The following is a 15,219-nucleotide window of genomic DNA, read 5'->3' on the forward strand; positions in this document are numbered from 1 at the left end:
TGCTGGCATTATTGGGAAAGCAGGCGCGCGCCGATTTCCTTGACGAATTTCGCCGCCACCATCGCAGTCATGCCATGGGGGTCGCGATGCGGGTTCAGCTCGACAATATCAGCCCCGACCAACTGCCCCTCGAACCGATGGATCAGGTCGATCACCTCGCGCGTCGTCAGACCGCCGGGTTCGTGATGTGAAACACCGGGGGCAAACGCCGGATCAAGCGCATCCAGATCCAGCGAAAGGTAGACCGGGCCATCAAAGGAAATCTGCAGGTCCGGGCGCCAGTTGCGCATGTCGATCACCTCGACCCCGAATTTGTCTGCCTGTTCGCGCTGATGCGTGTTCATGGTGCGGATGCCCACCTGCACCAGCCGCTTGATCGGGCAGTTCTCCATCACCCGTGCAAAAGGGCAACCATGTCCCAGCGGGCCGATTTCCTGCGTGTCGTAGAGATCGGGATGGGAATCGATGTGCAGGATGTTCAGCCCCTCATACCGTTCGGCATGGGCCTTGATCAGCGGATAGGCAACCGAATGATCGCCACCCAGCGACAACAGCCGCGCCCCGCTGGACAGACGTTCCGCCGCACCGGCCTCGATCCGGTCTATCGGTTCCTGACCGCGCATTTCGAATACATCAAGGTCGCCGGTATCCCGGAACCGGTCGGTTGCACCCAGATCGGTGCCATCTTCGGCGGTCAGGTTCGCGGCACCCGAATGCAGCGCCTCGCGGATGCGACCCGGGGCAAAGGCCGGGCCCTGCAGAAACGACGAATGCAGGTCCAGCGGAACCCCCATCAGGGCGACGTCGCCCGGTTTCAGATCATGATGCATATGAGTTGCCCCTGAATTTGGTTTCGGGCGATCTGGCCCTCAATCATGAAGGGGGTCAAGACCTCAGCGACGAAAATACCTCTGCCACAGCCAGAGAACGAGGAGCGCGCCAAGAACGGCGCCGACAAAGCCCGAGAGCCAGCCCATAACGGTCAGCAACGCGCGCAGGATCAGCCCGCCAACCAGCGCGCCAACGATCCCGACCAGCATCGTCGTCGGAATGTCCGCCTCGATCCGCATCAGGCGGGTTGCGAGGAACCCGGCAGCGGCGCCAATGATAATCAGGGCAACGATGGGCATCTCATTTCCTCCAATGCGTCGGCACGATGATCAGTGCACCGATGGATGAAAGCACTGCATCCAATCCAGGCGAGCCAAATCCGATTCCGAACATGATGCGGATGAAATAGAACAGGAACGCGCCACCAACGCAGATGATGATGGATTGCAGATAGCCGTTCTTGGTAAAGCCTGTGATCTCGGACAGATATCCGACGATCCCGGCAATAACGACTGTGCCCATGAGGATCATGAACATCCGGCGGCCCTCCGACTAGAGGCGGGTTCCGGCAGCCACAGGCCAGCCCCGCAAAAAGCTTTGTTTATCCTGCGCGCCTTTGCCTGCCCTTTGCAAGCGCAGCAGCTCGACAGCCCCATCCCCACAGGCCACGCGCAGCACGTCGTCCAGAACCTCGCCCGCTGCCCCCTGTCCGTCCGACAGGCGGGAGGCCAGCAGTTTGACGCGTTCGCCCTCGATTTCGGTCCAGGCACCGGGAAACGGCGAAAGCCCCCTGATCTGACGATCAACCTCGGCAGCGGACCGCGACCAGTCCACTCGCGCCTCTGCCTTGTCGATCTTGGCGGCATAGGTCACGCCATCCTGCGCTTGCGGTTCGGGGTTGAGTTCGTGCAGGCGGCCCAGCGCTTCGATGATTTGCTCCGCGCCCATGACTGACAGCCGGTCATGTAACTGATCGGTGGTTTCTTCTGCACCTATTGGCGTGACAGCCCGCAGCAGGACGGGGCCGGTGTCCAGCCCGGCCTCCATCTGCATGATGCAGATACCGGTTTCAACATCGCCTGCCATGATCGCCCGATGGATTGGCGCCGCCCCCCGCCAACGGGGCAACAGACTGGCGTGGATATTCAGACATCCATGCACAGGCGCATCCAGAATCGACTGCGGCAGGATCAGGCCATAGGCCACCACAACGGCGACATCAGCCTGCAGCGCGGAAAATTCCTGCTGTTCCTGCTGGGATTTCAGCGACACCGGATGCCGCACCTCCAGACCCAAGGCTGCAGCCCTTGCGTGAACCGGGGTCGGGCGATCCTTTTTTCCGCGCCCGGCTGGGCGGGGCGGCTGACAGTACACGGCCGCAATCTCGTGCCCGGCATCGACCAGCGCATCCAGTACCGGAACCGAAAACTCGGGCGTTCCCATGAAAACGACGCGCATGAATGTACTCCTATATGGCGGGTTATCCCTGTTTGCGCGCCTTGCGCAGCAGCATATCCCGTTTCACCTTGCTGAGGCGATCAAAGTACATCTTGCCGTTCAAGTGATCGATCTGATGCTGAACGCTGGTGGCTTCGATGCCCACAAAATCGCGCCGATCCATCATCCCTTGTTCGTTCAGGTAACGCACGGTGACAGCCCGAGGTCTTTTTACTTTGGCTGAAACACCGGGCAGGTTCGGGCTGGCCTCATCATGCTCGCGCAGCTCGATGGAACTGTGCAGGATTTCCGGATTTGCCAGACGTACGGCCCTGCCCCGTTCGGTCGAACCGTCCACAACCGCCAGACGCAGCATCACACCGATCTGCGGAGCCGCCAATCCGACACCGGGCATCGCCTCCATCGTGTCGATCATGTCGTCCCAGATCGCCCGGATGTCATCGGTGATCTCATCAACGTCATCAGCTTGGGTTCGCAACCGCTTGTCAGGCCAGGGAAGACAGGTGCGTACAGTCATGGTCTGTTCTCCAGATAATCAGCCTCGGCTGCTGCACGGGCGTCGGGGTCCAGACGATCGAAAGTCACGACCCCGTTCAGGTGATCGAATTCATGCTGAATGCAACGCGCCTCGAACCCGTCGAAATCAGCCATGTGAATGTCACCTTCGGCGGCCGTCCATTGCACGGTGATGGCCTTGGGTCGTTCGACCGGGATCAGGATGCCGGGGATCGACAGGCAGCCCTCTTCCATCACGGCGGGCACGCGTTCCGCTGCCATGATGGTCGGGTTGATCATGACCATCGGGCTGGGAGTGCCCTCTTTCCAACCGCAATCCATCACAAAGAACCGTTGCATCACACCGACCTGCGGTGCGGCAAGCCCCCTGCCCGGTGCGGCATACATCGTATCGAACATGTCGCGGATCAGACCCTCGGGCACTTCACCCACAACGGGTTCGCATTTTTGCGACAGCCGGGGATCGGGCCACTTGAGAACCTCCAGAACGCTCACGCCCGTGCCTGCTCGCGTTTCAGTTTCTGCATCTTGCGGGTGATCATCTGACGTTTGAGAGGCTTGAGATAGTCGATGAACAGCTTTCCGTTCAGATGGTCGATTTCGTGCTGAACGCAGGTTGCCCAAAGGCCGTCGAACACCTCTTGCTGTGCTTTGCCGTTCTGGTCCATCCACGCGACCTCGACCACCTTGGGACGGGTCACTTCCGCGTACTGATCCGGGATTGACAGGCATCCCTCTTCGTAGACGCCGGTTTCATCCGACGACGATATGACCTCGGGGTTGAACATCACCAACGGGCGCGGCGCTTCGCCCTCTTCCTTGACGCAATCCAGAACGATCAGCCGGTCCAGTACACCGATCTGCGGCGCAGCAAGGCCGATGCCGGGCGCGTCATACATCGTTTCCAGCATGTCATCGGCCAGTTTGCGCAGTTCGTCGGTAAGGTCGCCCACCGGCGCACAGACCTTTTTCAGACGGGGATCAGGATGGATCAGGATATTGCGTTTCATGAGGCTGATTTAGGTCATCACGCGCCCAGCCGCAACGCCCCCCTTGCACCTGCGCAATTTGCGTTTAGCTTTCAGCCCGAAGAACGGAGTACACATGACTTTCAACGACCTGATCGACCGCCGGGGAACCCAGAGTTCCAAATGGGACAAGATGGAGCAGCTGTTCGGCGTATCGCCCGAAGACGGGCTGGCCATGTGGACAGCGGATTCGGATTATGCCACCGCGCCTTGCGTGATCGAAACTGTCCGCAAGGCCGCCGAGCACGGTGTATTTGGATACTCGTGGGAACACCCCCAATATCTGCAGGCCGTACAGTGGTGGATGAAGAACCGCCATGGCTGGTCGATCGACACAGATTGGGTGCTGACAACGCAGGGATTGGGCAATGCCATTGCACTGGCGTTGGACGTCTGGAGTGAGCCGGGCGATGGCGTGGTGATCTTTTCGCCGGTTTATCATGAGTTTGCCCATAAGGTGAACAAGTCCGGCCGAAAGGTGGTCGAGTGTCCGCTGGTACGGGACGGCGACACCTATGCACTGGATCTGGACGACGCCCAGTCGCGTCTGGACGGCTCTGAAAAGCTGCTGCTTTGGTGTTCGCCTCAGAATCCTTCGGGCCGCATCTGGACACCGGACGAGTTGCGCGCGGTCGCGGCATTTGCCGAGCGAAACGGGCTGATACTGGTATCTGACGAAATTCACCATGACCTGATCTATCCCGGGAACACCTTTGTCCCGATGGATGTTGCCGCGCCTGATGCGCGCCCGTGGACAGTTACGCTGACGGCGGCGTCAAAAACGTTCAATATCGCCGGGCAGCGCACCGGCAACATGATTATCCCCGACCCGACCCTGCGGGCGGCCATGCGTCACCGGCTGAATACGCTGGACTATTCACCCAGCTCTCTGGGCGTTTCGATGATTACCGCGGCCTACAGCCCCGAGGGTGCTGAATGGGTTGATACGCAGGTTGCGCATCTGGATGGGAACCGGCGCCGCTTTGACGATACGATCGCGGCCATTCCCGGATTGTGGTCGATGCCCCTGCAATCGACCTATCTGGCATGGGTCGACTTTTCGGGCACCGGGATGGAAATGGAAGAAATCGTCCGACGGCTGCGCGAGGACGCGAAGATCGCCACCTCACCCGGACCCGGATTTGGAACCGGCGGCGAAACCTTCCAGCGGTTCAATCTGGCAACTCAGGGCGCGCGGGTTGACGAAGCCTGCGCCCGGCTGCGTGCCGCATTCGCCGATCTGCAATAACGTCAATGCGGCGCGGTCTAGTTCTTTGCTTGTTGGTCCTGGCGGTAGGTGCCGCCTGGATCGGCTGGCATCAATACCGGCCTGGACCGCCAGCCCCGCCGTTGGCACCCGAAGCGCAAAGGGTCGATCACATACTGATTGAAAAATCAGACCGGCGGCTGACAGCGACGCTTGGTGGCGCAGTGGTCATGCAGGCCGACATCGCGCTTGGGTTTTCTCCTGAAGGTGACAAGGCCCGGGAAGGCGATGGCAAAACGCCCGAAGGCATCTTCACCATCGACCGGCGCAATCCACAAAGCGCCTATCACCTGTCACTAGGTATCGATTACCCAAAGCCTGAAGATACTGAACGCGCCGCAAAACAGGGCATCGATCCCGGTGGGGACATCTTCATTCACGGGCAGCCAAATGCCATTGTCGGCTTTACCCTTCCCGGCGACTGGACGGCTGGCTGCATTGCCATCTCAAATGCGGAAATGGCCCGACTGTGGAGCCTTGCCGCCAACGGAACAGTTGTCGAAATTCGCCCTTGATCCGTCAGCCGTCAGAACCCAACAGTGCAACGGGTGCATCCGGTGAGCGATAGAAATCCAGCGGAGCCTTGTCCGCTGCCACGGTGCTGCGCTTGAATTCATAGCGCATCTCACCCGCTTCTTCCTCATCCGCGACGATCAGACATTGATACAGATGGTTCGCGCCATCATAGATGTCGACCAGCCCCCGTAAACGCGGTGTCGACGCCGCTTCGACCGCGAAGCCGTCTTTCCACAACCGCAGGATTTTGAAGTGATTGTCGCCCAATTCCACCCGAAGGCGGCTGGATTTCTTCAGCGTGGCGATTCGCGCGGCATCCAGTTCGTCGCGCATTTCCTTTGAAACATACGTACTCATCAACACACTCCCCTCGGCTCAGTATCAGTGTGCGCCAGAAATTGTAAAAAACAAATAAACTCAGCAGCTCTTTTCGAAACATTGTACATCTGAGCCACGGGGAATTCCCGCATTGCTGTGCGATTTTGCAGGTCACATGCGCGGCGGGCGATGTAGGACACAGTGCGCTGGCGCATTATCTTCGTACTGAACCGAAACAAGGAGATTACGGTATGGGCCTGCTTGTCGAAGGAAAGTGGCACGACACGTGGTACGACACGAAATCCACCGGGGGCGCCTTCAAGCGCTCCGAGGCCCAGTTTCGCAACTGGATCACGGCGGATGGCACCCCAGGACCGTCCGGAAGCGGTGGTTTCACGGCCGAGTCGGGCCGGTACCATTTGTACGTCAGCTATGCCTGCCCATGGGCCCATCGGACGTTGATTTTCCGCGAACTCAAGGGGCTTTCAGATCACGTTACCGTTTCCGTCGTGCATCCCGACATGCTGTCCGATGGCTGGTCGTTTGAAACCGATGATCATGGCGCCACCGGCGATCCGCTGCATGGCTTTGAGCGGGCGCATCAGATCTATACCAAGGCTGACCCTCTTTTTTCGGGCCGCGTGACCGTTCCGATTTTGTGGGACAAGAAGAAAGAGACCATCGTTTCCAACGAAAGTTCGGAAATCATCCGCATGTTCAATTCGGCTTTTGATGGCATCACGGGCAATTCGGACGACTTCTGGCCCGCGTCAATCCGGGATGAGATCGAAGACGTCAATACGCGCATCTATTCAAACGTGAACAACGGCGTCTACAAATGCGGCTTTGCGACCACGCAGGAAGCTTATGATGCGGCAGTGCATCCGCTGTTCGACACTCTGGACTGGCTCGAGGATCGCCTGTCGTCAAACCGCTATCTGATGGGGGACCGACTAACCGAGGCAGACTGGCGTCTGTTCACAACCCTGATCCGGTTCGATCCGGTCTATCACCTGCATTTCAAATGCAACAGAAAGCGGCTGATCGACTATCCGAACCTCTGGGCCTATACCCGCGAGCTGTATCAGTGGCCGAGTGTGGCATCGACAGTGAACATGAACCACATCGTCAGGCACTATCACTACAGCCACGACAGCATCAATCCGCACCGCATCATTCCGATAAACCCAGAGATCGACTATCACGCACCGCACAGGCGCGATCAGCGACCTGCCGCATAGTGTTCGACCATCGCCGCCAGATCCTCTGGCGGCGTACCGCTCTGCACATAGGCGCAGGCATTTGGACTGTGGGCAAAGATGGATCCGTCCGAGAAAAAGGTCGTGTTGGTGACGAAAATCACCCGCGCCTCTGGTCGGCGGTAACTGGCGAAATCCGCAACGGCCAGCGCGCTGCCAGCCTCCAGAACCAGATCCAGAACAATGATGTCAAAGGCGGTTCCGTATAAGGCCAGAATGGCCGCCTCCTGCGTCTCGACAAGTGTCACCTCGGCGCCCTGCCTTTCAAGGTGCCTTTGCCAGACCCGACCAAGTTCGGGGTTACTCTCAACAATCATAACTTTCATTTGCAACAACCTCGGTACTCGTGCATGAGTGGTACCGTCCCCATGATCGGTCATCCCGCCAATTCCTTAACAAAGTGTTAATGTCGCTCTCTGGTGGCCCTGCTCACGCGGATTTGCTTGTGCGGACGGCGAAAATCCGCTTGAAGCAGGCGAAACACCGGTGCCGTTGACTGAGAATCCGAATGAGCAATCAAGATACAGACCCCCGTGCCCGACGCGACCATGGTGGTGGCCTGGACAGGGCGATGAAGGCGTTCGGCGGTGTCCGGTCCGATTGGATCGACCTGTCCACGGGTATCAATCCGCATCCCTATGATGTCGCGGACCTTACACATTCCGACTGGGCGGAATTGCCCGATCACGGTGCATTCGAAACACTTGCAGAGGCTGCACGCCAGTTCTGGCGCGTACCCGATGGCGCCGCGATTCTGCCGGCCCCCGGCGCATCGGCCGTTATCGCGCGTATTCCGGCGTTGGCGGCACCCGGCAGCGTCGAAATAACCCCGCCGACATACAATGAACATGCCGCCGCATTCACCGCACAGGGCTGGCAGGTTCAGGATACCGGCCCCGCCGAGGCACGCGTTCTAGTTCACCCCAACAACCCCGACGGGCGCATCTGGACCGAGGCTGATGCCACGGCCCCCCTGACGGTAATCGACGAAAGCTTTTGCGACGTCACCCCTGATGCTTCACTGATCCATCTGGCAGAACGCCCCGGAACGGTTGTTCTGAAAAGCTTTGGCAAGTTCTGGGGGCTGGCCGGGCTTCGGCTGGGATTTGCAATTGCCCGTCCTGACATGATTGCCCGGTTGAACGATCTGACCGGACCGTGGGCAGTATCGGGACCGGCATTGCGTGTTGGCGCCCGCGCGTTATCAGACACTGGTTGGGCCGACGCCACCCGGGCGCGGTTGGCACGGGATGCAGCGCGGCTGGATACCCTGATGATCGACAAAGGGGCAAAGCCGGTGGGTGGAACGACCTTGTTCCGGTTGTACGAAGTTGAGTCAGCAATCGAGTGGCAAACGCGGCTGGCCGAAGCGCACATCTGGAGCCGTATCTTTCCCTATTCGCAAACTTTCCTGCGCCTTGGCCTGCCGCCGACCCACGGATGGGCGCGACTGGAGAAAGCACTGTGAGCACGGCCCTCTTGCTGGCCATAGCCATGTGCCTGGACGCAGCCCTGGGCGAACCGGATTGGTTGTGGTCGCGCCTCAGACATCCCGCAGTGCTGATCGGTGCCGTAATCGGATGGCTGGACAAACAGCTGAACCACGGGTCGAACAGGCGCCTCAGAGGGGTTGCAGTGGTGATCCTGCTGGTAGCCGGCGGGCTCATCCTGGGCTCGTTACTTGCGCGGCTTGGACCTGTGGCCGAAATCATCATCTGTGCCATTCTGCTTGCCCAGAAATCACTGGTGACGCATGTGCGCGACGTAGGCGATGCGCTGCGCAGGTCGCTGCCCGAAGGCCGCGACATGGTTGCACGGATCGTCTCGCGCGATACGTCGGGCATGACGCAGGCACAGGTTGCCCGATCGGCCATCGAAAGCGCCGCTGAAAACCTCAGCGACGGGGTGATCGCACCAGCGTTCTGGTTCCTGACCGCCGGGTTGCCCGGGTTGCTGATTTACAAGGCCATCAATACCGCTGACAGCATGATCGGCTACCGCAATGAGAAATACCTGGAATTCGGCTGGGCCTCGGCCAGACTGGACGACCTGCTGAACCTTGTCCCAGCCCGGTTGACCTGTCTGATGATCGTTACCCTGTCCGGCCAATGGAACAACTGGCCTAACATCGTCGCCGATGCGCGCCGCCATATCTCACCCAATGCCGGTTGGCCCGAAGCCGCGATGGCGCGCGCCCTGAACGTCGCACTTGCCGGGCCGCGCAGCTATCACGGTCAGGTGCGGGATCTGGCCTGGGTGAACGGAAACGCGCGCAAAGAGATTGGCGCATACGAGGTTTTCCGCGCATCCGGCATGCTATGGAAGGTTTGGGGGCTTGCGCTTGGCGTCGTGTCAGTGTGGTTTGTCATAAGCCTTGTCTTTTGACGTTCAACACGGATCACCCAGACCATGCGTTTTCTTTCCGGCATTTTTGCCCTTGCCCTACTGTCCTCACCTGCCTTTGCGCAATGCGGCGGTGGATTTAATCAGTTTGTCAAAGGACTGAAATCCGAAGCTGTCGGTCAAGGTTTTGACAAGGCAACGGTCAATGCGTTCTTCAAGGGCACACAGCAGGATGCGAAGGTTCTGAAAGCCGATCGGGCGCAGGGGGTTTTTCAGAAACCGTTCATCGATTTTTCGCGCCACCTGATCTCAAAGAACCGCATTGATCGCGGGCAGGCGATGGCCCGGAAATATGACGCTGTCTTTGACAGGATCGAGGCCGAATACGGCGTGTCGCGCGGCGTTTTGCTGGCTTTCTGGGCATTTGAGACGGACTATGGCGCGTTTCAGGGTGATTTCAACACGCGGAACGCTTTGGTGACGCTGGCACATGACTGCCGCCGACCTGAACTGTTTCGGCCACAGATCTTTGCTGCAATCGAACTGTACGAGAAGGGCAACTTTGACCCCGCCCGCACAACAGGTGCCTGGGCAGGGGAAATCGGCATGGTTCAGATGCTGCCCCGCGACATACTGGAAAATGGCGTGGATGGTGATGGTGACGGGACCGTTTCACTGAAAACCTCGGCACCCGACGCGTTGCTGTCAGGGGCAAAAATGCTGTCGCATCTGGGCTGGCAACCCGGTCAGCCGTGGCTGCAGGAAGTGTCTGTGCCTGCGCAGATGGACTGGTCAATCTCCGGTCCCGGGAAGCCGCGCCCTGTGTCCGAATGGCAGGCCATGGGCGTTGCGACGCGGAACAGTTCGCTGCCCGCCAATATGCAGGCGTCACTGATTATACCGCAGGGGCACAAAGGCCCCGCTTTCCTCGCCTATCCAAATTTCGACGTCTATTTCGAATGGAACCAGAGCTTTGTCTATGTGCTGACGGCCGCCTATTTCGCAACCCGGCTGGAGGGTGCGCCAATCTATGATGCGGGGGCAGCCGAGCCGGGCCTGTCCGGCTCGCAAATGAAACAGCTGCAGTCGAAACTGCAGTCTCGGGGCTACGATGTCGGCAAGATTGACGGTATCCTCGGGGCCGGAACCCGCGCTGCCGTTCAGACCGAGCAGGCACGGCTTGGACTCCCGGCCGATGCATGGCCCACGCCAGATCTGTTGAACCGTCTCTGATCAGTCAGTTGGGGCGAACGGGATAGCGTTCGCCTTTTTCATTAATGAGGATCAGGCGACCACCACTGCGCACATACAGGTCGCATCGGCTGAATCCATTGTGAAAATCCGTACACACACTACCGTCACTCGCGACGTGATACGTACCAAAGGCGGTTCCGCCACCATTTGCGGCGGAATAGGTATAGGAATATGCCCCACCCGCCGAATATCGCGACTGTCCGTCGTCATAAAAGGTCAGGGTTTGCCCAGCCAGAGCATCCAGTTCATCTGCACTCAACGGAACGTCGCCTTGCCGTAGGGACCATTCCCCGGCGCCCAAAGGTGCTGCCCACATGACAGTCGTGAATATCAGCAGAATTCGGTTCATGCCTCACCCTAGCCCGGACCGCCGCGCGACAGGTGTCACTTTGCAGTGAGGGGTCAGGCGACCATGGCCTCGGCCTTTTTCAGATCAACCGAAACAAGCTGACTGACGCCCTGTTCCTGCATCGTCACGCCAAAAAGACGATCCATCCGAGCCATGGTTACCGCATGGTGAGTAATGATCAGGAAGCGCGTGTCGGTCTGACGGCACATCTCGTCCAAAAGATCGCAGAACCGAGTCACGTTTGCATCATCCAGAGGCGCATCAACCTCGTCCAGCACACAGATCGGCGCGGGGTTTGCAAGGAATACGGCAAAGATCAGCGCCATGGCGGTCAGAGTCTGCTCACCACCCGACAACAGGCTGAGTGTCGACAGTTTCTTGCCCGGCGGCTGACACATGATTTCCAGCCCAGCATCCAGCGGATCGTCGCTTTCGACCATGACCAGATTGGCCTCGCCACCGCCAAAGAGGTGCTTGAACAGCATGGCGAAGTTGGAATTCACCTGCTCAAATGCGGTCAACAAACGCTCGCGCCCTTCGCGGTTGAGGCTGGCGATACCGCTGCGCAGGGCTTTGACCGCTTCTTCAAGATCCGCTTTTTCGGAATTCAGCGCGTCGAATTCCTCCTGAACCTCCTTGGCGTCTTCTTCGGCCCGCAGGTTCACCGCGCCCATCGCATCACGCTGACGCTTGTGGCGGTTGACCTCGGCCTCAAGGGCATCGGCCGCAGGCATCCGGTCAGGATCGACATCAAGTTGGTTCAGCAGCTGATTGGGCGTCAGTTGCTGATCCTCGGCAATCCGCTCTGCGGCGGCGACGACACTTTCCCGCGCGGCTTCGCACCGGGCTTCGGCAGCAGCCCGCGCCTCGCGCATTTCCGAGGCCAAACGCTCTGCATCGCGTTCCGCCACAACTGCTTCTCGGTGATGCGTTTCGGCTTCGGCCAGCCGGTCCGCCGCTTCGGAACGGCGGGCTTCGGCGGCTTCGATCTGCTCGCTCAGTTCCTCACGCGCTTCGGCAATCTCGGCAGGTGCCGCCATGGCCTCGGTCAGTTCCTCTTCGGAGCCGGTCTTGCGTTCTGACAGTTCCGCGATCCGTTTGCCCGCTGTTTCCAGACGGTGACGCCAGCCACTGAGGTCCTTAGTCACCTCCTGCGCGCGCCGTGTCCGCGCCTCACCTTCGCGCCGCAACTCGTCATGGCTCGACCTGTGGGTCAGCATGGTGATCCGCGCGGCCTCGACGGTATGCTTGATGTCCTCGACATGCGCGCGTGCACTGTCGAGGTCACCCAGCCCTGCAAGCGCACCTTCGGCTTCGCGCACCTGAATGCGCGCCGACATCGCATCATCCTTGTGACGGTCGACTGCCAATGTCAGCGTTTCCAGCTTGCCCTGCGCAAGGTTTCTGTCCGCCTCGGCCCGGCTGAGCGCACGTGCCGTCTCGGCCATGCGCTGATCGGCCGTCCGACGCGCCTCGCGCGCCCGGCGGTCCGCTTCGGTCACATCCGCCAATTGCTGCGACAGGGCCTCGTGCGCGGCGCGCGCGCCTTCGGCCTGTGCCTCGATCCGCGTCAATTCCTGTTTCAGCGCTTCCAGCTTGTTCAACTGTTCCAACCGCAATGCGGCAGCACTGGGCGCATCCTCGGCCCAGGCCCTGAAACCATCCCACCGCCACAAATCGCCCGAACGGGAAACAAGGCGCTGGCCGGGTTTCAACTGCTGCTGCAGACGGGCACCCAGATCGGCATCGACAAGCCCAATCTGGGCAATCCTGCGGCTCAGCCGGTCAGGACCCGAAACATGCAACGCAAGTGGCTGTACATCGTCCGGCAGGGGCTGATCGGCGTCATAGGCCGGAACCTGCGTCCATCCCGACGGGCCGTCGCCTTCGACCAGAGGTGCCCGCAGATCATCGGCTAAAGCAGCGCCAAGCGCCTTTTCATACCCCGGCTCGACCCGCAGCAGATCAAGAACCTGCCCGCCCTCGGCCGTGTCACGCTCGACCAGCTTGGACAGTGCAGTGGTCTCGGCCCGGATCGCCCCCAGCTCACCTTCGGCCTCGGACCGCTTGGCACGGGCTTCGGCTTCGCGCGCCTGGGTATCGTTGCGCAACTCGTCGGCAGCAGCCAGAGCTTCTTCGGCGGCTTCAGCCGCTTCACGGGCTTCTTCTTCGGCCTCCTGCGCTGTCTCAAAACCCTCGCTTGCGCGGGTCACCGCGGCACGGGCCTCGTTCACAGCCGCACGGGCTTTTTCCTCTTCACCTTCAGAACGGGCCAGTGTCTTGCGGCTGTCTTCGACCAGACGCTGGGCGGATTGGTGACGGGCAACCAGCCGCGCCATATCCTCGGTCTCTTGCGACAGGTGCTGTTCGCGTTCCTGCAGGACAGCAGCGGCTTCGTGCGCAACTTCGGCAGCTTCGGACAGTTTGTCCCCGTGGCCTTCTGCAGCCTTGGCCAGTTCGCGCGCTTCCCATTCCAACCGCTCGATCATCTCGTCTGCGTCGCGATTCAGGCCGGTTTCACGATCAATATCGCGACCAAGCTGCTGAATTCGTGCCGTCAGGGTTTCGATGGTCTGGCGGGCACGACTTTCCTGATCGTTCATCGCGTCCCGCTGAACCTGCAAGCGCTGAAGGACTGCTGCCGCAATCGCCTCTTCCTCGCGCAGAGGCGGCAGGTCCTCTTCCAGTTTCGTTCTTTGTGTCGAAGCCTGTCTGGCCTCAACCTCGGCCCGTGATGCTTCGGTTGTCCGCTCGCGCAGCTTGTCCTCGGCCTGCAGGCGGGCGATGTCCGCCTCTTTCCAGCGGCGATAAAGCAACATGCCCTCGGCATTGCGCAGTTGCTCACCAATCTCGCGATAACGGGCCGCCTGCCGCGCCTGACGCGCCAGTTGCGCCAGTTGAGCACCCAATTGCTCCAACACATCATCCACGCGGGTCAGGTTCGTTTCGGTGCCCTTCAGTTTCAGCTCGGCCTCGTGCCGCCGCTGATACAGGCCCGAGATACCCGCCGCCTCTTCCAGAATGCGCCTGCGCGCCTTGGGCTTGGCGTTGATCAGTTCGGCGATCTGCCCCTGCCGGACCAGAGCCGGCGAATGCGCGCCCGTCGATGCGTCTGCAAACAGCATCTGAACGTCGCGCGCCCGAACGTCCTTGCCGTTCGTTTTATAGGCACTCCCTACGTCGCGTGTGATCCGGCGCACGATCTCAAGCTGGTCGCTTTCATTGAACCCCGAAGGTGCCAGCCTCTCGGAATTGTCCAGTGTCAGCATCACTTCGGCAAAGTTGCGGGCCGGTCGGCTGGCGGCACCGGCGAAAATCACGTCTTCCATGCCACCGCCACGCATCGCCTTGGGGCGGTTTTCGCCCATAACCCAGCGCAGAGCCTCAAGAAGGTTGGACTTGCCGCAGCCATTTGGACCGACGACTCCGGTCAGCCCGTCCGCAATAATCAGGTCGGTCGGGTCAACAAAGCTTTTGAAGCCGGTCAGTCTGAGTTTGGAAAACCGCAAAAGGCTGCCATCCGTGATTCCTATGGCCTTGAAGTCTGCGCAATGGATGGGGGTCGAGTCAACGTGGATGCGCAGGATATGGCCCAACAAGGCGAGTTATCCACAATATCTTGCCACATGAGGCGTCAAACCCGCCCTTTTCAGTAAGGCGAGCACTCGAATACCTGATAACCGGTATCGCGATCCCCGTTTTCAAAAATGCCGTAATCGATGCACTCGTAATTCGGTACGGATATCGCGGTCAGCAACAGCCTTTCCCCGGCGGCGCGATCACATCCCAACACTCCGGTCGTTACCGCCGCATCCCCCAATACATCCAGCACCGGACACCCGGACACCTGCGCCATGGCAAGCGCCGCCCTGTCCCGGATTGGCCCCAGTCGGGGCGCATATTGCGTGTTGACGCGCACGGCCTCAGCCAGATGCCCACGCACGCGCACATCAAACACACTGCCATTCACCGCAACCCGGGTTGCAGGTACCCCCCTGAACTCGGGCGTTGCAGCAGAACAGGCCGTCAGAAAAAGAAAAAGCAGAACGCGCACCATGCGCAAGCTTTGGCAGGGATTGG

At 60.0% G+C, this 15,219-nt stretch carries 18 protein-coding genes; 6 read left to right on the top strand and 12 right to left on the bottom strand.

Annotation, left to right across the window (positions count from 1 at the left end; translation table 11 throughout):
• Positions 1-8: 8 nt before the first annotated feature.
• From speB to def (ACR0D6_RS13605), 7 genes are all read right to left on the bottom strand, one after another.
• Positions 9-830, bottom strand: coding sequence for an agmatinase (speB, locus tag ACR0D6_RS13575; RefSeq protein ID WP_480765866.1), 822 nt, complete (start codon positions 828-830; stop codon positions 9-11).
• A gap of 63 nt (positions 831-893) precedes the next feature.
• Positions 894-1,130: a GlsB/YeaQ/YmgE family stress response membrane protein gene (locus ACR0D6_RS13580; RefSeq protein WP_480729969.1), complete on the bottom strand. Its 237-nt coding sequence runs from the start codon at positions 1,128-1,130 to the stop codon at positions 894-896.
• 1 nt (position 1,131) lies between these two features.
• Positions 1,132-1,368, bottom strand: coding sequence for a hypothetical protein (locus ACR0D6_RS13585; protein ID WP_170654029.1), 237 nt, complete (start codon positions 1,366-1,368; stop codon positions 1,132-1,134).
• A gap of 15 nt (positions 1,369-1,383) precedes the next feature.
• Positions 1,384-2,289: a methionyl-tRNA formyltransferase gene (gene fmt / locus ACR0D6_RS13590; protein ID WP_480765867.1), complete on the bottom strand. Its 906-nt coding sequence runs from the start codon at positions 2,287-2,289 to the stop codon at positions 1,384-1,386.
• 22 nt (positions 2,290-2,311) lie between these two features.
• Complete coding sequence (gene def / locus ACR0D6_RS13595; protein WP_170654033.1) at positions 2,312-2,806, bottom strand: peptide deformylase; 495 nt, start codon at positions 2,804-2,806, stop codon at positions 2,312-2,314.
• Positions 2,803-3,300, bottom strand: coding sequence for a peptide deformylase (gene def, locus ACR0D6_RS13600; RefSeq protein ID WP_480765868.1), 498 nt, complete (start codon positions 3,298-3,300; stop codon positions 2,803-2,805). The genes def (ACR0D6_RS13595) and def (ACR0D6_RS13600) overlap by 4 nt, the downstream gene beginning before the upstream one ends.
• Positions 3,297-3,815, bottom strand: coding sequence for a peptide deformylase (def, locus tag ACR0D6_RS13605; protein WP_480765869.1), 519 nt, complete (start codon positions 3,813-3,815; stop codon positions 3,297-3,299). Before def (ACR0D6_RS13605) ends, def (ACR0D6_RS13600) begins: the two co-directional genes overlap by 4 nt.
• A gap of 94 nt (positions 3,816-3,909) precedes the next feature.
• On the opposite strand from def (ACR0D6_RS13605), the gene ACR0D6_RS13610 reads away from it, so the two are divergent.
• Complete coding sequence (locus ACR0D6_RS13610; RefSeq protein ID WP_480765870.1) at positions 3,910-5,082, top strand: MalY/PatB family protein; 1,173 nt, start codon at positions 3,910-3,912, stop codon at positions 5,080-5,082.
• 5 nt (positions 5,083-5,087) lie between these two features.
• Positions 5,088-5,615 (top strand): L,D-transpeptidase family protein, encoded by a 528-nt coding sequence (locus tag ACR0D6_RS13615; protein ID WP_480765871.1) that lies wholly within the window; start codon positions 5,088-5,090, stop codon positions 5,613-5,615.
• A 4-nt stretch (positions 5,616-5,619) separates the two neighbouring features.
• Here the strand turns inward: ACR0D6_RS13615 and ACR0D6_RS13620 are convergent, their stop codons facing one another.
• Positions 5,620-5,973 carry a hypothetical protein gene (locus tag ACR0D6_RS13620; protein ID WP_170654043.1) on the bottom strand — a complete coding sequence of 118 codons (354 nt, stop codon included), beginning with the start codon at positions 5,971-5,973 and terminating at the stop codon, positions 5,620-5,622.
• A gap of 212 nt (positions 5,974-6,185) precedes the next feature.
• Here ACR0D6_RS13620 and ACR0D6_RS13625 point away from each other — a divergent pair, with 212 nt between their 5' ends.
• Positions 6,186-7,175: a glutathione S-transferase family protein gene (locus ACR0D6_RS13625; protein ID WP_480765872.1), complete on the top strand. Its 990-nt coding sequence runs from the start codon at positions 6,186-6,188 to the stop codon at positions 7,173-7,175.
• On the opposite strand, the gene ACR0D6_RS13630 is transcribed toward ACR0D6_RS13625, so the two are convergent.
• Positions 7,157-7,519: a response regulator gene (locus ACR0D6_RS13630; RefSeq protein ID WP_170654047.1), complete on the bottom strand. Its 363-nt coding sequence runs from the start codon at positions 7,517-7,519 to the stop codon at positions 7,157-7,159. The two genes, ACR0D6_RS13625 and ACR0D6_RS13630, sit on opposite strands and share 19 nt — an antisense overlap.
• A 182-nt stretch (positions 7,520-7,701) precedes the next feature.
• Here ACR0D6_RS13630 and cobD point away from each other — a divergent pair, with 182 nt between their 5' ends.
• From cobD to ACR0D6_RS13645, 3 genes are read left to right on the top strand one after another with little or no spacing between them, the layout of a single operon-like run.
• On the top strand, positions 7,702-8,661 hold the full coding sequence (cobD, locus tag ACR0D6_RS13635; RefSeq protein WP_480765873.1) for a threonine-phosphate decarboxylase CobD: 960 nt from the start codon (positions 7,702-7,704) through the stop codon (positions 8,659-8,661).
• Positions 8,658-9,578 carry an adenosylcobinamide-phosphate synthase CbiB gene (gene cbiB, locus ACR0D6_RS13640; RefSeq protein ID WP_480765874.1) on the top strand — a complete coding sequence of 307 codons (921 nt, stop codon included), beginning with the start codon at positions 8,658-8,660 and terminating at the stop codon, positions 9,576-9,578. The genes cobD and cbiB overlap by 4 nt, the downstream gene beginning before the upstream one ends.
• Before the next feature lie 24 nt (positions 9,579-9,602).
• A complete protein-coding gene (locus ACR0D6_RS13645; protein ID WP_480765875.1) occupies positions 9,603-10,769 on the top strand; it encodes a lytic murein transglycosylase in 1,167 nt (388 codons plus the stop codon).
• Positions 10,770-10,773: 4 nt separating this feature from the next.
• Here ACR0D6_RS13645 and ACR0D6_RS13650 read toward each other — a convergent pair whose 3' ends face one another.
• The 3 genes from ACR0D6_RS13650 to ACR0D6_RS13660 form a co-directional block, all read right to left on the bottom strand.
• Positions 10,774-11,139, bottom strand: coding sequence for a hypothetical protein (locus ACR0D6_RS13650; protein WP_480765876.1), 366 nt, complete (start codon positions 11,137-11,139; stop codon positions 10,774-10,776).
• A 53-nt stretch (positions 11,140-11,192) separates the two neighbouring features.
• Positions 11,193-14,648 carry a chromosome segregation SMC family protein gene (locus ACR0D6_RS13655; RefSeq protein ID WP_480766014.1) on the bottom strand — a complete coding sequence of 1,152 codons (3,456 nt, stop codon included), beginning with the start codon at positions 14,646-14,648 and terminating at the stop codon, positions 11,193-11,195.
• A 140-nt stretch (positions 14,649-14,788) separates the two neighbouring features.
• On the bottom strand, positions 14,789-15,196 hold the full coding sequence (locus ACR0D6_RS13660; RefSeq protein ID WP_480765877.1) for a hypothetical protein: 408 nt from the start codon (positions 15,194-15,196) through the stop codon (positions 14,789-14,791).
• Positions 15,197-15,219 lie beyond the last annotated feature (23 nt).

Source organism: Ruegeria sp. BJ6 (assembly GCF_056537885.1).